The sequence below is a fragment of the Kribbella sp. NPDC050820 genome (assembly GCF_040653975.1).
Lineage (GTDB): Bacteria > Actinomycetota > Actinomycetes > Propionibacteriales > Kribbellaceae > Kribbella.
Genome location: NZ_JBFAHB010000008.1, coordinates 16,009 through 32,055, shown reverse-complemented (window position 1 = coordinate 32,055; position 16,047 = coordinate 16,009). Strand labels below are relative to the sequence as shown.

Sequence of the window (16,047 nt, the reverse complement as noted above, 5' to 3'; positions counted from 1 at the left end):
GACCTAGGGCTTGACCGCCAGGACCGGGCAGTCGGACTGGAGCAGGATGGTCTGGGCCTGGCTGCCCATCAGGAGTTTGCCGACGGGGGAGCGGCGGCGGAGTCCGATCACGATGAGCTCGGCGTTCAGCTCGTGGGCCAGGGTGAGGATCTGGTCGGCGGCGTCCTTGCCGTCCACGAGTTGTTTGAGCTCGTGCTCGACGCCGGACTCGGCCAGTCGGTGCTCGACCGAGTCCCACTGGTCGTGACTCGCGTACCGCTTGTCGACGAGGGCCTCGCCACGGCTGGAGTTCACCACGACGAGCCGCTGGTCGCGGATCTTGGCCTCCTCGATGGCACTCTCGAGAGCGGCCACGCCCTCCTGGGTCGGCACGTATCCGACGATGATCGCCACGGCTACTCTCCCTTCTCGGCAGGCTGGGGTTTGTCGGCCTTCCTGCGGCTGCGGATCCGGCCGACCAGCGGCGGAACCACGAGCAGCAGCAGGATGACGACGTACACGGTCTTGGAGAACCAGGTGTTGTAGAGACCGCTGATGGCGCCGTCGCTGATCTGCAGCGCACGCCGCATCTGCTCCTCCGCGGTCGGGCCGAGGATGATGCCGATGATCGCCGGCACCACCGGCAGCCCGTAGCGGCGCATCGCGAAGCCGAGCGCGCCGATCACGAACAGCAGCCACAGGTCGAAGGTGGACAGGTTCGCGGCGTAGGCGCCGATGCTGGCGAAGAACAGGATGCCGGCGTACAGGTACGGCCGGGGGATCCGCAGCAGCTTGGCCCACATCGGCGCGAGTGGCAGGTTCAGCGCGAGCAGGATCGCGTTGCCGATGAACAGGCTGGCGACCAGGCCCCAGACCAGCTCCGGCTGCGTGTCCAGCAACCGCGGGCCGGGCTGGATGCCGTAGCCCTGGAAGGCGCCGAGCATCACCGCGGCGGTCGCGGTGGTCGGGATTCCCAGCGTGAGCAGGGGAACCAGACCGCCCGCGGCCGACGCGTTGTTCGTCGCCTCGGGACCGGCGACGCCCTCGATCGCACCCTTGCCGAACTCCTCCGGGTGCTTGCTCAGCTTCTTCTCGGTCACGTACGACAGGAACGTCGGGATCTCCGCGCCACCGGCCGGTACGGCGCCGAACGGGAAGCCGATCGCGGTCCCGCGCAGCCACGGCTTCCAGGACCGGCGCCAGTCGGCGCGGTCCATCCGGGCGGCGCCGACCGGGATGATCTCGGCCGGGGTACGGCGCAGGTGCGCGGCGATCCACAGCGCCTCGCCGACCGCGAACAGGCCGACCGCGACCACCACGACGTCGATGCCGTCGGCAAGTTCCGGGATGCCCAGCGTGAGCCGCTGCTGCCCCGAGGTCGGGTCGATCCCGATCAGGCCGATCAGCAGCCCGATCGCGAGCGAGGCCAGGCCGCGGATCTTCGACGAGCCGAGCACGGTGGTGACGGCGACGAACGCCAGCACCATGACGGCGAAGTAGTCCGGGGCGCCCATCTGGAGGGCCAGCTTGACCACGGCCGGGGCCAGCAACGCGAGACAGAGCGTGCCGATCGTGCCGGCCACGAACGACCCGATGGCCGCGGTTGCCAGGGCGGCGGCCGCGCGGCCTCTTCGGGCCATCTTGTTGCCTTCGATCGCGGTCACCACCGACGCGCTCTCACCTGGTGTGTTCAGCAGGATCGAGGTGGTCGAGCCGCCGTACATGCCGCCGTAGTAGATGCCGGCGAACATGATGAACGCCTGGGTCGGCTCGAGCGAGTAGGTCAGCGGCAGCAGCAGCGCGATGGTCATCGCCGGGCCGATGCCCGGCAGGACGCCGATCGCGGTGCCGAGCAGGACGCCGAGGAAGGCGTACATCAGGTTGGTCGGCTGGGCCGCGGTGGCGAATCCGTTCAGCAGTTCGGAGAATGCGTCCATCAGAGGATTCCCTTGAGGATGCCGACCGGCAGGGGGATGCCCAGCGCGACGTTGAACAGGTACCAGGTGCCGACCGACAGCGCGATCGAGATGATCGCGTTCCGGATCAGGTGCCGGCTGCCGAGCGCGTACGCCGTACCGAAGAACAGCACCGCGCCGGAGACCGGCCAGCCGAGGCGTTCGATCAGCAGGATGTTCGCCACGAAGGCCGCGGCCAGCAGCCCGAGGGTCTTCCAGTCGCTGCCGTGGCCGAGGTCGACGTCCTCGCCGGCCTCCTGCTCACCCCGCCCGCCGCGCAGGATGTCGATCGCGAGCAGTACGGCCGTCACGATCAGCAGCCCGCCGACGGCGAGCGGGACCGTCTTGGCGTCGACCGGCCCGGTCGTCTGCAGTTCGGGGAGCCGCAGCGCGTCGACCACGGCCCAGCCGCCGAGGATCAGGAGCAGGAGGGCCACTCCGAGTTCGGAGCGGCCCTGCTTCGCGCTCGTGGACGGGGTGCTCATGAGGACGTGAGACCCAGTTCCTGCAGCACGCCGGCGACCCGCTCGTTCTCCGCCGTCAGGAAGGTCTTGAACTCGTCACCGGTCTGGAAGGCGTCGGTCCAGCCCTGGTCGGCCAGCGTCTTCTTCCACTGCTCGGAGTCGTGCATCTTGGTGAGCAGGTCGACGTACTCCTGCTTCTTCGCGTCGGACAGCTCCGGCGGCGCGACGATCCCGCGCCAGTTGGTGAAGACCAGGTCGATGCCGAGGCTCTTCAGCGTCGGGGCGTCGACACCCTCGACCGGGTTCTCGGTGGTGACCGCGAGGATCTTCACGTCACCGGCCTTGGCCTGCTCGGCGACCTCGCCGATCCCGGTCGCCGCGAACGCGAGCTTCTTGCCGAGCACCGCGGTCAGCAGCTCGCCGCCGCCGTCGTACGGCACGTAGTTGACCTCCTTCGGCGGCACGCCGACCGCCTTCGCCAGCAGCATCGGGGTCAGGTGGTCCGGCCCGCCGGCGTTGGACGCGCCGCCGACCGGCACCTTGCCCGGGTCGGCCTTCCAGGCCGTGACGAGCTGGTCAAGGCTGGTGTACGGCGATCCCTTCGGCACCACGATCGCCTCCGCCTCCTCGATCAGCTTGGCGACCGGGACGGTGTCCTGCAGGGTGGCCTTCGACTTGTTGGTGTAGACGGCCCCGACGACGCCGAGCCCCATCTGCATCAGGATGTCTTCCTTGCCCTTCTCGTTCACCAGCCGCTGCAGGCCGACGGTGCCACCGGCGCCGGCGGTGTTGAACACCTCGACGGTGTCGGTCAGCTTGGCGTCCTGCATTGCCTTGGCGGCGGCGCGGGCGGTGGTGTCGTAGCCGCTGCCGGGGGAGTTCGGCACGAGGATGCGCAGGCCCTTCACCGGGCCGCTGTCGGTGCCGCCGGAGGCGTTGTCGTCGGCGCTGACGCCACAGCCGGTGGCCGCGACGGCGAGCGCCGCCACGGTGGCGATACTGGTGAACCAGGTCCGTGCTTTCACGGCGGTCTCCTTGGTCTGCAGGGGTCCGGTCGCCGCCAGCGTCCCGCGCACCTGCTCAGGGTGTCACCGTTGTGAACGCAATGTGCGTTGTGTTCATTGTGCTCACGCCAAAGATGGCGCGATCCGGCGCTCCCGAGCACAATCGAGCCGTGAAACCGAGGTGGCGAGCGCTCCTTGGCCGGCGTCGCTGGACGCTGGCCGGGCGGATGCTGGCCATGCAGCTGCTGATCGTGCTGGTCGTCCTGATCGGTGTCGCCGCGGTCTCGGTGGCCCAGTCCAACGCCCGCTTCCGCGAGAACGAGGGCGGGCGGGCGCTCGAGATCGCCGAGTGGCTGGCGGTGACGTCCGGCGTGCGGAAGGCGGCCGCCTCGAACGGCACGGACTTCATGGGCCAGGCACAGACCCAGGTGGAGTCCGGGCGGACGCTGTCCGGTTCGACGTACGTCGTGATCGCGCTCGAGGACCGGCGGGCCATCATCTCCACCGATCCGCTGCCGAAGAACTCCGTGGTGCGGGTGCAGCAGACGGACGCGTTCAGCGGCCGGTCCTGGATCGGGCAGGACGAGGTCACCGGTGCCACGCTCGCGATGGCGCCGATCCTCAACGACCCGAGCGGGGCGACTGATGGCGTGGTGGTGGTCGGGCGGCAGTACCCCTCCGTCATGGCCAGCCTCCGCGAGGCGCTGCCCAACCTGCTCGCCTATCTCGGGATCGCGAGCCTGCTCGGCGTACTCGGGTCGTTGCTGCTGGCAAGGACGGTGAAGCGCCAGACGCTGGGCCTGGAGCCGCGCGAGATCACCGGGCTGGTGGAGCAGCGTGAGGCGCTGCTGCACGGCATCAAGGAGGGCGTCCTCGCAGTCGATCTCCAGTGGCGGATCACCATGGTGAACGACCAGGCGGCGCACCTGCTCGGCATCCCGGTGGCGTCGGCCGGACGGGCGCTGACCGAAGTGGACGACACCGGCCGGCTGGTGGAGATCTTCGACGGACCGCAACCCGTCACCGACCGGATCCTGCCGCTGCACGGACGGGTGCTGACCTCGAGCCGGATGCCGGTCCGCAGTCACGGCCGGCAGATCGGCTGGGTCGCGACCTTCCGCGACCGGACCGAGCTGCTGGAGCTGCAGCGCGAGCTCGACCTGACCCGCAACACCACCGACACGCTGCGTGCCCAGGCTCACGAGTTCAGCAACCGGATGCACATCGTCAGCGGTCTCGTCGAGCTCGGCGAGTACGACGAGGTCCTGCGCTACATCCAGCAGGTCGCCGCCGACCAGACCGAGCTGACCGCCGGCGTCACCGCCCGGGTCGCCGATCCGGCCGTCGCCGCGCTGCTGATCGCGAAGTCGTCACAGGCCGGCGAGCGCGGGGTCACGTTCGTGATCGAGCCGAGCAGCCTGCTGCCGCGGCTGGACGAGCGGCTGGCGACCGACGTCTCGACGGTGCTCGGCAACCTGGTGGACAACGCGCTCGACGCCGCCGCGGGAGCGCCCGATCCGTTCGTGTCCGTGGAGGTGCTCGAGCGCGAGGGCGCCGTACGGATCCAGGTCCAGGACTCCGGTCCGGGCGTGGACAGTGCGATGCAGCATCGGGTGTTCGCGCATGGGTACAGCACGAAGAACAGTGAGTCCGGCGAGCACGGGATCGGGCTGGCGCTGGTCCGGGTGATCTGCCGCAAGCGCGGTGGCGACGTGACCGTGCACAACGACGCGGGAGCCGTGTTCGTGGCGACTCTGCCGATGCTGGCCCCGGTGGTGCGGACATGATCCAGGTGCTCGTGGTCGACGACGACTTCATGGTGGCGCGGCTGCACTCGAGCGTGGTGTCGCGCCAGCCCGGGTTCGAGGTCGTCGGTGCCGCGCGCAACGGTCACGAGGCGCTGGCCGCCGTACGCTCGCTGCGGCCGGATCTCGTCCTGCTCGACATCCACCTGCCGGACATGAGCGGGTTGGAGGTATTGCGGCGGTTTCGGGAGTCGTCGGGCGACTACCCGGTCGACGTCATCGTGATCAGCGCGGCGCGTGATCTGGAGAGCGTCCGTACGGCGTTGCGCGGCGGCGTGTTCCAGTACCTGGTCAAGCCGTTCGAGATCGAGTCGCTGCGCGGGAAGCTGACGGAGTACGCCGAGCACCGGGAGGAGCTCCAGCGGTTGACCGACGTCGATCAGGCGGAGGTCGACCGGGTGTTCCGTGCGCAGGGGCGTCGTCCGGTGGCGCCGAAGGGGATCAGCCCGGAGACGACGGATCTGGTGATCAAGGCGCTCGGCGACGCCGCGGAGGACGGGATGTCGGCCAGCGACTGTGCGTCGGTGACCGGGTTGTCCCGCAGCAGCACCCGGCGCTACCTCGAGCACCTGGTGACGATCGGGCGCGCGGAGATGCGGCCGCGGTACGGCGTCGCCGGCCGGCCGGAGCGTCGATACCGGCTGCTCAGGCGCTAGGCCGACTGCTCGGGCGCCACGTGGACTCCTCACGCGCTGGGTAGGCGCTCGCCGATTGCGGACAGGGCGGTGTCGCGGGCGGTCAGGACGTGCTCCTCGGCGAGCTGACGAGCCCGGGCGGCGTCGCGGGTCACCAGCGCGTCGAGGATGCCGCGGTGCTCCTCCAGCGCGGCGGTCCGGCGGAGCTGCGACTGGTTCGTGAACGCCCGGTACCGCGCCATCTGACCGTCGACCTGCTGGTGCAGCCGGGCCGCCCACCCGTGCGCGGCGATCTCGGCGATCTCGAGGTGGAAGTCGTGACCGGCGTTCATCGCGTCCTCGGCGAACTCGACCAGCCGCTCGTTCCGCGCCACCAACCGGGTGAGCGCCTCCGCCCCCTCGTCGGTCATCCGCTCGGCCGCCTCGGCCGCCATCAGCCCCTCCAGCGCGGCCCGGACCGTGTAGAGCTCGTCGATCTCCTGGGCCGAGAGCGACCGCACGACCATCCCGCCGGTGGGCAGCTGGTCCACCAGGTCCTCGGCCAGCAACAACCGGAGCGCCTCGCGCAGCGGCGTGCGGCTGACCTGCAGCTGCTGGGAGAGCTCAGGCTCGAACAGCCGCCGGCCCGGTGGCAGCTCGAGCGACAGGATCTGCCGCTTCAGCTCGGCGTACACGACCTGGCCGCCGGAGGCGCGCCGCAGTTTGTCCGTCATCTGGTCTCTCCCTTTGCACACTTGTATACAAGTATGCTTCCGTAGTCCCAGTCATCGTAACCGCCAGATCGGAGCAACGGATGGCGTCAGCCCAGCGGACCCGCCCGGAGGCGCTGCAGGCGTTCACCGAGGCCGTGCTGCGCGCCGAAGGCGTGCCCGGGCCCGACGCACACCTCCTGGCCGACACCCTGGTGACCGCCGAGCTGTGGGGGCACGCCTCGCACGGCATGCTCCGCCTGCCCTGGTACGTCGCCCGCCTTCGCAGCGGCGCGATGGAGCGGGTCACCCGGACCGAGCGCGTCCGCGACACCGGCGCGCTGGTGGTGCTCGACGGCCGCAACGGCATCGGTCAGGTCATCACCGACCAGGCCGTCACGCTGGGCGTCCAACGGGCCCGTGAGTACGGCGTGAGCGCGATCGGCATCCGGAACTCCGGCCACTTCGGCACCGCGGCGTACTTCACCCGCAAGGCCGCCGACGAGGGCTGCGTCGCGTTCCTCTGCACGAACGCCAGCCCGGCGATGGCCCCGTGGGGCGGCCGGAACAAGAGCGTCGGCACCAACCCCTGGTCGATCGCGGCGCCGGCCGGACGGCACGGGACGGTCGTGATGGACCTGGCCAACACAGCCGTTGCTCGCGGCAAGGTCTATCTCGCCGCCGAGCGCGGTACCGAGATCCCGGAGGGCTGGGCCGCCGACGCCGACGGCAATCCGACCACCGACCCGCGGAGCGCGATCGAGGGCCTGATCCTGCCGATGGCCGGGCCGAAGGGCTACGTGATCTCGTTCATGTTCGACGTCCTGGCCGGCGTGCTGACCGGCAGCGCGTTCGGCACCGACGTGGCCGGGCCGTACCACCCGGACGCGCCCAGCGGAGTCGGGCATCTGCTACTCACGATCGACGTCGCTGCCATGGGCGATCCGGCGGCGTACGCCGAGCGCGCCGAAGCCCTGGTCGACGCTACCCGATCGGCCGAGACCGCCGCCTGGGCGGACCGGATCCTCGTCCCGGGCGAGCTGGAGGACCAGAACCTGGCTGCCAACGCCGTCGCCGGCATCACCCTGACCGCCACCACCTGGACCAGCCTGGTCACCCTCGCCGCCGAGACCCAGGTCGACCTACCACCCACGGAGGAACTCGCCGCATGATCAGCCTCACCGTCTCCCTCCAGGTAGTTCCTGGACACCTCGACAAGTTCGTCGACGCGATCCGGGCACAGGCCGAGCGTTCGTTCACCGGCGAGCCGGGCTGCCTGTACTTCGACGTCAGCCAGGACCAGGCCGACGACCACCACTTCACGCTGTACGAGGTGTACGCCGACGACGCCGCCGTCGAGGCGCACCGCGCGGCCCCGCACTTCCCGGTCTGGCGGGAGGCCGTCGCGGCACACGTCGTACCGGGCAGCCAGGCCAACACCCTGGCCAACCGGCTCTTTCACCACTCTGCTGAGGACAACCGATGAACCTTTTGATCCGTCCAGGGGAGGTCGAGCCGTTCGACCGTGGCAACGGCGTCGTCACGCTGCCGTACGTCGGCCGCTGGAACTCCGAGACCAACCGGATCACCACCGGGCAGACCGTGTTCGCCCCGGGCACCGGGCTGCCGCTGCACAGCCACAACGTCGAGGAGTCGGTCCTGATCCTCGAGGGCGACGCGGTCGCGGTGATCGACGGCGAGGAGTTCGACCTGGTCGCCGGTGACGCGACCTGGGTCCCGGCCGGCGTCCCGCACCGGTTCTACAACCGCGGCACCACCCCGATGCGGATCTACTGGGTGTACGGCGGACGCGACGTGACCCGGACCATGACCGCGACCGGCGAGACCTTCGAGCACCTGTCGGACAACGACCGCGGCGGGTTGAGCGCCCGATGATCACCACGATCAACCCCGCCAACGGGAACATGCTGGCGACGTACGGCGCGATGACGCCGGCCGAGCTCGAGCAGGTCGTCGGACAGGCGGCCGCGGCGGCGGCCGAGTGGGGAGCCGTGCCGGTCGCTGCTCGGTTGGACGTTTTGACGCGGCTTGCTGCTGAGCTCCGCGGCTCGGCCGACGACTTGGCCGCCGTGGTCACCGCCGAGATGGGCAAGCCGATCGGCGAGGCCGAAGGAGAGATCGAGAAGTCGGCCGTCACCGCTGAGTACTACGCGGCGAAGGGTGCCGAGATCCTCGCCGACGAGCCGGTCGCGATCGACGGCGTGCGGGCGTGGGTCTCGTACGAGCCGATCGGGCTCGTGCTCGCGGTGATGCCGTGGAACTTCCCGGTCTGGCAGGTGCTGCGGTTCGCCGTACCGACGCTTGCTGCTGGCAACGGTGTGTTGCTGAAGCACTCGCTGAACGTGACCGGGTCCGCTCTGGCGATCGAGGCTGTCTTTCGCGCCGCCGGGTTCCCGGAGCACCTGGTCCGGACGCTGGTCGTGGAGGAGGCCGACGTACCGGAGACGATCGAGCGGCTGATCGCGGACGACCGGATCGCGGCGGTCACGTTGACCGGCAGCAACCGGGCCGGGGCCGCAGTGGGTGCGGCTGCTGGTCGGGTGTCGAAGAAGTCCGTGCTCGAGCTGGGTGGCTCGGATGCCTTCGTCGTACTGGCTGATGCGAATATCGAAGCAGCTGCTGCGGCCGCGGTCCGGGCTCGGTTCACGAACTCCGGGCAGAGTTGTGTCTGTGCAAAGCGGTTCATCGTCGAGGCGGCGGTGGCGGACGAGTTCATCGAGCGGTTCGTGGTCGGTGTGAAGGGGCTTGCGGTCGGGGATCCGACGGATCGCTCGGTCGCGGTCGGGCCGTTGGCGCGGGACGACCTGCGGGCTGCCCTGCAGCGACAGGTGGACGCTTCGCTCGCGGCCGGGGCAGTGCTGGTCGCGGGTGGCGCGAGTGTCGACGGGCCCGGGTACTTCTTCGAGCCGACGGTGCTGACCGGGACCGCGCCGGGGATGCCGGCGTTCGACGAGGAGACGTTCGGACCGGTCGCCGCAGTGGCGGTGGCTCGCGATGCCGATCACGCGGCCGAGCTGGCCGGAGCGACGCCGTACGGGCTGGGGTTGAGCATCTGGACCGGTGATCCGGACCGCGGCGTGCGGCTGGCGCGGCGGATCACGTCCGGCGCGGCCTTCGTCAACGCGGTCGTGGCCTCCGATCCGCGGGTGCCGTTCGGCGGGACCAAACGGAGCGGGTACGGGCGCGAACTGGCCGCTGCCGGGCTGCGCGAGTTCACCAACACCCGGACCTACTGGGTGGCTTGAGACGGCTGGGCCGGCCGACGGTCGAGCACCCTACGATGGGAGGGTGAGCGAGATCATCGAGCTGGCCCGCCGGGCGCGCGAGGCGTCGTACGCGCTGGCGGAGGCCTCCCGGGCGACCAAGGACGCGGCGCTGCACGCGATGGCGGCGGCGTTGCGGGCGAACACGGACACGATCGTCGCGGCGAACGCCAAGGACGTCGCGGCCGCCCGCGAGGCCGGTACGCCGGAGTCCACGGTCGACCGCCTGGCGCTGAACCCGGCCCGCGTCGACGGGATGGCCGCCGGACTCGAGCAGCTCGCCGGTCTGACCGACCCGGTCGGCGAGGTCGTCCGCGGCTACACCTTGCCGAACGGGCTGGAGCTTCGCCAGGTGCGGGTGCCGTTCGGCGTGGTCGGCATCATCTACGAGGCCCGCCCGAATGTGACCGCCGACGCGGCCGGCATCTGCCTGAAGTCGGGCAACGCAGTGCTGCTGCGCGGGTCGTCCTCGGCCGCCGCGTCCAACGAAGCGATCGTCGCCGTACTGCGGGACGCTGCCACGGAAGCCGGTCTGCTGGCCGATGTGGTGCAAGGCGTGCCGACGGACCGGGCCGCGGTGAAGGAGCTCATGCAGGCGCGCGGGCTGGTCGACGTACTGATCCCGCGTGGCGGCGCCGGCCTGATCCAGACCGTGGTGTCCGAGTCGACCGTGCCGGTGATCGAGACCGGGGTCGGCAACTGCCACGTCTATGTCGACTCCGACGCCGACCTGGATCTCGCTCTGGAGATCCTGCTGAACGCCAAGACCCAGCGCCCGAGCGTCTGCAACGCGGCCGAGTCCTTGCTGGTGCACTCCTCGGTCGCCGCCGACTTCCTGGCGAAGGCGCTGCCGGCGCTGGCGTCGGCCGGCGTGACGGTCCACGGCGATCCGACAGTGGTTGCTGCTGGCAAGGATGTGGTGGCGGTGACCGAGGAGGACTTCGGCGCCGAGTACAACTCGCTCGACCTGTCGGCCGCCGTGGTCGACTCGCTGGAGGCGGCGGTGCAGCACATCCGCCGGTACAGCTCCGGTCACACCGACGCGATCATCACCCGCTCCCAGGCCGCGGCCCGGCGGTTCGTCGCCGCGGTCGACTCGGCAGCGGTGGTCGTCAACGCCAGCACCCGCTTCACCGACGGCGGTGAGTTCGGTTTCGGCGCCGAGATCGGCATCTCGACCCAGAAACTCCACGCCCGCGGCCCGATGGGCCTCCCGGAGATGACGTCGACCAAGTACGTCGTGATCGGCGAAGGTCAGATCAGGACCTGAGCCGACTTGGTCTGGATGGCGGGCGGCTCGGCGGAAACGACCGCCAGAGCCGCCGAGTAGCCGGGATCCACCGGTAGCTCGATCACCTGCATTCCCTCCGGAACACCGGTGATCGTTCGTAGATCCTCGCGGAGCCCGGCGCCGGTCGCCTTCACGATCGCTTCCTTGCGCGTCCACTGCCGCAGGAACGCTCTCGGCTTGTCGGCTGCTGTCACCAGTTGCGCGATCTCCGCCTCCGCGAGGCTCAGCCGCGCCAGCCCGTCGATATCGATCGCCGGATCGACCTTCTCCACGTCCAGCCCGACCGGGCGCTCGCTGACCGCGACCCCGACCAGCTCCCCGGAGTGCGTCACCGACAACTCGACCCCATCGGCCCGCACCTTTCCATGCGGCTTCCCGCAGTTCGGGCAGGTGCGGTCGAGGGAGATGCTTGCTGGAGGCAACGCGAGCCGGCTCGCGAGCACCCGCCGTACGATCGTGCACCCGAGCAGGAACCGCGCCTTGTCCTCCGGGCGCACGTAGGCCTGGTGGCGTTGACGTTCGAACGGATCCAGCTCGGCGGCGAACTCCTCCCGCACCTGCCCGATCCGCCCCCACCAGACCTCGACCTCCGTCACACCGGCCCCGGCTTCCAGGTCAGTGTGCCGTTCTGCAGATCGTCGACAATCGACTCGATCCAGCGCACCTCTGCCTGCGCGATCGCCTTCAGGTATTCCGTTTCCAGCAACGCCCACCGCGGCACCGGCTGTCCGTCGTTCTCCGCGCTCAGGTCCGCGTCGTAGTCCCTGATCCGTTGGTCGAGCCGCTCCCGCCGTTCCGCGAGCAGTTCGCCGGCCGTCTCCGGCGGCAGCAGCATCACGAACGACAGCGCCGCCGGGAACTCGGGGAACTCGTTGCGCGGCGTGGTGATGATCTCGGTCAGCCACTGCCGGCAGACCGTCCGCCCTTCCTCGGTCAGGTGGTACGTCGTCCGCTCCGGGTAGCGCTCGTCCCGCTCGGTCGCGCCGACCGCGATCAGCCCGCCGTCCTCCAGCCGGTCGATCATCCGGTACAGGCTGGTGCGCTGGCCGACGTTCACGACCTGGTCCTTGCCCCACTGCTTGATCAGCCGCTGCATCCCGTACGGGTGCAGCGGCCCGTTCTCGAGCAGCCCGAGGATCGCGAGCGCGAGTGGGGAGCGGCGGTGGGTCATGGGGTCAGCGTACGTGTTCCGGATACTAGTTGCAATGTAACTAGATCGTGTGTGACTATCGAGCCATGATGACAACTGAGCTGACGCCGGGCGCGGTGGAATCCTGCGACGGCACCCGGATCGGATACTGGAAGACCGGCCGCGGTCCCGCGGTCGTCCTCGTGCACGGGAGCATGGAGTCGAGTCGCAGTCACACGCTGCTCGCCCAGGCGCTGGCCGACGACTTCACCGTGTACCTGCCGGATCGGCGCGGGCGCGGGTTGTCCGGTCCACACCGGCCTGACCACTCCGTGCGTACCGAGGTGGAAGACCTCTCCGCCGTGTTGGCCGACGCCGACGCCTCGATGGCGTTCGGGGTGAGTGCCGGGGGAGCGGTCGTGATGGAGGCGGCGCGGGCGTTGCCGGCGCTCGGCAAGGTGGCGGTCTACGAGCCCGCGCTGGTCGCGGACGGCGTGGCGCATCGGGCGTGGCTGGCTCGCTTCGATGACGAGATTGCCCGTGGGAACATCCCGGCCGCGATGGTGACGAGCATGTTCGGGCTGCAGTTGGCGCCGGCGTTCCTGAAGGTGTTCCCGCGGCGGATCCTGGTGCGGATGACCGAGAAGATGCTGCTCAAGGAGGAGCGTGGCGCCGAGGCGGACACGGTCACCATGCGGAAGCTGGCGCCGACGATCCATCAGGAAGGCGTGATCATCGCCGAGTTGGCCGGCAGCTTCGGCAAGATGCGCGCGGTCGGCGCGGAGGTCCTGTTGATGGGCGGCAGCAAGGGGCTGCCGATTCTGAAGCCCGGCCGGGACGCGTTGGAAAAGGCGCTGCCGCACTGCCGGCGGGTCGAGTTCGAAGGTCTCGACCACGGTTCGTCCAGCGACCCGGGTGGGACGAACCCACGCGGGAGCGCTCAGGCGGTCGCCCGGGTCGCGGCTGAGATCAAGGCGTTCTTCAAGCAGTCGTGAAGGCCCAGTCGACGGCCTCCGCGATGTCGGTGACCGGGTATTTGACCGCTTGTACGACGCGATCCGGGCCGACCACGAGGACGACACGCTTCAACCGCTCGTACCCGCCGGCGCGGAAGGTCGGCAGCCGGAGCGCGGCGGCCAGCTCGAGGTCCTGGTCGGACAGCAGTGCGTGCGGGATCTCCTCGGACGCCGCGAACGCGCGTTGTTCGTCGGGGCGCTGGGTGCTGACGCCGCGGATGGCGATCCGTTGGGCGGTGAACTCGTCGTACCTCGCTCCGAAGAGGCGGTTCTCCAGCGTGCAGCCGCTGGCACCGGCGATCTCGCTCCAGCCGTCCGGCAGCGGGGTCGGCCGGCCGGTCGCGGGATAGCCGAAGAGGATGGTCGCCCGGGCGTCCGGGTCGACGACGTCGAGCGCCGTACCGGTTGTGGATGGCAGCTCGATCTTCGGGATGTGCTGGCCTTCGAGTTGATGGATCCGGTGAGCGGGCGGCTCGTCGTCCTCGTTGGTGCCGGTGAGTGAGCCATCGCCGAGCAGCCAGCGGTCGCCCCAGTCCTGGAGCGCGACCAGCACGGGGAGCAGCGCGCGGCCGCGCGGGGTGAGCCGGTAGGCGTAACGGGTCGGGCGGTCCTGGTACGGCGACCGCTCGACGATCCCGCTGTCGAGCAGGCCGGTCAGCCGCTCGGTCAGCACCTTGCGGGAGATGTGCAGGGACTCCGCGAGCTGGTCGAAGCGATCGACGCCGCGGGCCAGGTCGCGGACGATCAGCAGCTCCCAGCCGTCGCCGATCACGCCGAGGGACTGCGCGATCGCACAGTCGGGCTCGGGTTCGAAACTGCTTCGACGCACCACGGACTCCAGATTAGAGTAAGTTCCTGTTGGGAACTCACTCTACCTGTGTCCTGGGGGTGTGCCATGTACTGGCGACGGATCGCGGAACTGCCGGGCTGGCTCAAGGCGGTGATGGTGGGCCAGCTGGTGAGCTCGGCCGGGGCGCTGGCCTGGATCTACCTGACGCTCTACCTGGTCGAGGACCGAGGGATGTCGGCGCAGCAGGCCGGCTTTGCGGCGGCGGCGTACGGCGTCGGTCTGCTCGGCGGGAACCTGGGCGGCGGCTGGTTCGGCGACCGCTTCGGATTGCGAAGCGCAGCCGTGGCCAGTCAGCTCCTCTGGGCTGTCAGCTGCACGGCGATGCCGCTGGTGCCTACCGCGGCTCTCGGCGTCGTTGCTGCGCTGGCCGGGCTGTTCGGGGGAGCGAGTCGGCCCAATCTCAGCGCACTGGTCGCGACCGCGCTGCCTGACGAGCGTCGGCGGGAAGGCATCGCGTTGTCGCGTACGGCGAGCAACGCGGGCTTCACCATCGGACCGCCGTTGGGTGGACTGCTGGCGGCGTACGACTTCTCGCTGGTCTTCGTACTGGATGCGGTGTCGAGTCTGGTGCTGGCTGCGATCGTCTGGCGATTCGTGCCGGGTGGGCGTCGTACGGCTGGGGTTGCGTCGTCCGGGATGTGGCGGGTGCTGCTGCGGGACCGGGCGGTGTTGGTGCTGTTGGCAACGATCGTGGTGGTGGACACGGTGTACCGGCAGGTGTTCGCCACGATGCCGCTGCTGCTGCGGGATGCCGGCTCGCCTGCGGTGGCGTACGGCGTGCTGATCGGCCTGAGCTCGGTCGTGATCGTTTGCTGTGAGGCGCCGCTCGCCGTACGGCTGCGGAGTCATCGGGCGTTGCGCGTGATCGCGGTCGGATTCGGGTTGGTGGGCGTTGGGCTGGCCGTGCTCGGGGTGTGGCCGGCGCTGGCCGGGGCGACGGTCGCGATCGTGGTGATCACGGCGGGGGAGATGCTGTACAAGCCGACCGCCACCGCTCATGTCGCCGACGCCGCGCCGGAGGGGATGGTCGGCCGGTACTCGAGTCTGTACGCCGCTGCGTCGATCAGTGGGATGTTTCTCGCGCCGGCCCTTGGTGGGTCGGCGTACGAGCATGCGCCGACGTTGCTCTTCCCCGTCGCGGCCGCGCTCGCGCTTGCGGCCGGCGTCGTACTAGTCCTGCTCGGGGAGCGGTGCGGGGCGGCTCTCCCAGCGGGTCGACAGGACGACCGTCGTACGGGTGCGGACCACGCCGTTGACGCGGCGCAGTGAGCCGACCACCGCTTCCAGTTGGGTGACGTCGGGCACCCGGACCTTCACGACGAGCTCCTGGTCGCCGGCGACGAACCAGCAGTCCTCGACCGCGGCGATCTCGCGGACCTGGTCGACGATGTCGTCGGTCTCCACGTCGTCACGCTGGAACAGGCCGATCAGGGCGCTGGTGCCGAGCCCGACCTGCTCCGGCGCGACCACGGCGCGGTACCCGAGGAGGACGCCGCGTTCCTCGAGCCGGCGGACCCGTTCCTGGACGCTCGGGCCGGACAGACCGACCACGCGGCCGAGCTCGGCCCAGCTGGAGCGGCCGTTCTCCCGGAGTGCCTCGAGCAACTGGCGGTCGATTGCGTCCATCGGCGTGAACCTCCCCATTCACCGCAGATTCATAGGCGCACAGCCTATTCTACCTTTAATTCGTTTGTATGACCTGCATGCGCGGCGTAGAATGTGTGGTATCGGGCCTCGCGCGTCCCGCTACCGTCCTACCTACCCAGTGAAGGAATCATGATCACCCCCGAAGTCGCCCGTGCCCACATCGACGAGCTGCACCGCGTCGCCGCGGAGCGCCGTCGCGCCGCTGCAGTGCCGTCCGCCTGGCGCCGGCTGCTGACCCGTCACATCCGCCACAGCTGACCCTCCCTCCGCGCGACCGGTGCCCCGCCCGGGTGCCCGGT

Annotated in this window: 19 protein-coding genes; 10 read left to right on the top strand and 9 right to left on the bottom strand. The window is 70.0% G+C overall.

Annotation, left to right across the window (positions count from 1 at the left end):
• Positions 1 to 3 precede the first annotated feature (3 nt).
• From AB0H36_RS09930 to AB0H36_RS09915, 4 genes are read right to left on the bottom strand one after another with little or no spacing between them, the layout of a single operon-like run.
• Positions 4 to 393, bottom strand: a complete 390-nt coding sequence (locus tag AB0H36_RS09930) for a universal stress protein (RefSeq protein WP_360519531.1) — start codon at positions 391 to 393, stop codon at positions 4 to 6.
• 2 nt (positions 394 to 395) lie between these two features.
• Positions 396 to 1,916 carry a tripartite tricarboxylate transporter permease gene (locus AB0H36_RS09925; RefSeq protein ID WP_360519528.1) on the bottom strand — a complete coding sequence of 507 codons (1,521 nt, stop codon included), beginning with the start codon at positions 1,914 to 1,916 and terminating at the stop codon, positions 396 to 398.
• Positions 1,916 to 2,419, bottom strand: coding sequence for a tripartite tricarboxylate transporter TctB family protein (locus AB0H36_RS09920; protein ID WP_360519525.1), 504 nt, complete (start codon positions 2,417 to 2,419; stop codon positions 1,916 to 1,918). The genes AB0H36_RS09925 and AB0H36_RS09920 overlap by 1 nt, the downstream gene beginning before the upstream one ends.
• Entirely contained in the window at positions 2,416 to 3,474 is a 1,059-nt protein-coding gene (locus AB0H36_RS09915; RefSeq protein WP_360519522.1) for a tripartite tricarboxylate transporter substrate binding protein, read from the bottom strand. The genes AB0H36_RS09920 and AB0H36_RS09915 overlap by 4 nt, the downstream gene beginning before the upstream one ends.
• A gap of 98 nt (positions 3,475 to 3,572) precedes the next feature.
• On the opposite strand from AB0H36_RS09915, the gene AB0H36_RS09910 reads away from it, so the two are divergent.
• Positions 3,573 to 5,189 carry a sensor histidine kinase gene (locus AB0H36_RS09910; RefSeq protein ID WP_360519519.1) on the top strand — a complete coding sequence of 539 codons (1,617 nt, stop codon included), beginning with the start codon at positions 3,573 to 3,575 and terminating at the stop codon, positions 5,187 to 5,189.
• Positions 5,186 to 5,863, top strand: coding sequence for a response regulator (locus AB0H36_RS09905; protein ID WP_360519516.1), 678 nt, complete (start codon positions 5,186 to 5,188; stop codon positions 5,861 to 5,863). Before AB0H36_RS09910 ends, AB0H36_RS09905 begins: the two co-directional genes overlap by 4 nt.
• A 29-nt stretch (positions 5,864 to 5,892) precedes the next feature.
• Here AB0H36_RS09905 and AB0H36_RS09900 read toward each other — a convergent pair whose 3' ends face one another.
• Positions 5,893 to 6,555: a GntR family transcriptional regulator gene (locus tag AB0H36_RS09900; RefSeq protein ID WP_360519513.1), complete on the bottom strand. Its 663-nt coding sequence runs from the start codon at positions 6,553 to 6,555 to the stop codon at positions 5,893 to 5,895.
• 80 nt (positions 6,556 to 6,635) lie between these two features.
• On the opposite strand from AB0H36_RS09900, the gene AB0H36_RS09895 reads away from it, so the two are divergent.
• The 5 genes from AB0H36_RS09895 to AB0H36_RS09875 are packed head-to-tail and all read left to right on the top strand — an operon-like array spanning position 6,636 to position 11,085.
• Entirely contained in the window at positions 6,636 to 7,703 is a 1,068-nt protein-coding gene (locus AB0H36_RS09895; RefSeq protein WP_360519510.1) for an Ldh family oxidoreductase, read from the top strand.
• The gene (locus tag AB0H36_RS09890; protein WP_360519507.1) at positions 7,700 to 8,017 is read left to right on the top strand and encodes a putative quinol monooxygenase; all 318 of its coding nucleotides are present in this window, start codon (positions 7,700 to 7,702) and stop codon (positions 8,015 to 8,017) included. The genes AB0H36_RS09895 and AB0H36_RS09890 overlap by 4 nt, the downstream gene beginning before the upstream one ends.
• Entirely contained in the window at positions 8,014 to 8,427 is a 414-nt protein-coding gene (locus AB0H36_RS09885) for a cupin domain-containing protein (protein ID WP_360519504.1), read from the top strand. Before AB0H36_RS09890 ends, AB0H36_RS09885 begins: the two co-directional genes overlap by 4 nt.
• Positions 8,424 to 9,797 carry an aldehyde dehydrogenase family protein gene (locus AB0H36_RS09880; RefSeq protein ID WP_360519501.1) on the top strand — a complete coding sequence of 458 codons (1,374 nt, stop codon included), beginning with the start codon at positions 8,424 to 8,426 and terminating at the stop codon, positions 9,795 to 9,797. The genes AB0H36_RS09885 and AB0H36_RS09880 overlap by 4 nt, the downstream gene beginning before the upstream one ends.
• Before the next feature lie 43 nt (positions 9,798 to 9,840).
• The gene (locus AB0H36_RS09875; RefSeq protein WP_360519498.1) at positions 9,841 to 11,085 is read left to right on the top strand and encodes a glutamate-5-semialdehyde dehydrogenase; all 1,245 of its coding nucleotides are present in this window, start codon (positions 9,841 to 9,843) and stop codon (positions 11,083 to 11,085) included.
• On the opposite strand, the gene AB0H36_RS09870 is transcribed toward AB0H36_RS09875, so the two are convergent.
• Both AB0H36_RS09870 and AB0H36_RS09865 read right to left on the bottom strand, forming a co-directional pair.
• The gene (locus tag AB0H36_RS09870) at positions 11,070 to 11,702 is read right to left on the bottom strand and encodes a 4'-phosphopantetheinyl transferase superfamily protein (RefSeq protein ID WP_360519495.1); all 633 of its coding nucleotides are present in this window, start codon (positions 11,700 to 11,702) and stop codon (positions 11,070 to 11,072) included. The two genes, AB0H36_RS09875 and AB0H36_RS09870, sit on opposite strands and share 16 nt — an antisense overlap.
• Positions 11,699 to 12,277, bottom strand: a complete 579-nt coding sequence (locus AB0H36_RS09865; RefSeq protein ID WP_360519492.1) for a helix-turn-helix transcriptional regulator — start codon at positions 12,275 to 12,277, stop codon at positions 11,699 to 11,701. The genes AB0H36_RS09870 and AB0H36_RS09865 overlap by 4 nt, the downstream gene beginning before the upstream one ends.
• A 65-nt stretch (positions 12,278 to 12,342) precedes the next feature.
• On the opposite strand from AB0H36_RS09865, the gene AB0H36_RS09860 reads away from it, so the two are divergent.
• Positions 12,343 to 13,230 carry an alpha/beta hydrolase gene (locus AB0H36_RS09860; protein ID WP_360519489.1) on the top strand — a complete coding sequence of 296 codons (888 nt, stop codon included), beginning with the start codon at positions 12,343 to 12,345 and terminating at the stop codon, positions 13,228 to 13,230.
• Here the strand turns inward: AB0H36_RS09860 and AB0H36_RS09855 are convergent.
• Positions 13,217 to 14,080 (bottom strand): winged helix-turn-helix transcriptional regulator, encoded by an 864-nt coding sequence (locus AB0H36_RS09855; RefSeq protein WP_360519486.1) that lies wholly within the window; start codon positions 14,078 to 14,080, stop codon positions 13,217 to 13,219. The genes AB0H36_RS09860 and AB0H36_RS09855 overlap by 14 nt on opposite strands.
• 66 nt (positions 14,081 to 14,146) lie before the next feature.
• Between AB0H36_RS09855 and AB0H36_RS09850 the strand changes: the two genes are divergently transcribed.
• The gene (locus AB0H36_RS09850; protein WP_360519483.1) at positions 14,147 to 15,370 is read left to right on the top strand and encodes an MFS transporter; all 1,224 of its coding nucleotides are present in this window, start codon (positions 14,147 to 14,149) and stop codon (positions 15,368 to 15,370) included.
• Here AB0H36_RS09850 and AB0H36_RS09845 read toward each other — a convergent pair.
• A complete protein-coding gene (locus tag AB0H36_RS09845; protein ID WP_360519480.1) occupies positions 15,272 to 15,727 on the bottom strand; it encodes an Lrp/AsnC family transcriptional regulator in 456 nt (151 codons plus the stop codon). The two genes, AB0H36_RS09850 and AB0H36_RS09845, sit on opposite strands and share 99 nt — an antisense overlap.
• Before the next feature lie 150 nt (positions 15,728 to 15,877).
• Between AB0H36_RS09845 and AB0H36_RS09840 the strand changes: the two genes are divergently transcribed.
• Positions 15,878 to 16,006 (top strand): hypothetical protein, encoded by a 129-nt coding sequence (locus tag AB0H36_RS09840; protein WP_360519477.1) that lies wholly within the window; start codon positions 15,878 to 15,880, stop codon positions 16,004 to 16,006.
• Positions 16,007 to 16,047 lie beyond the last annotated feature (41 nt).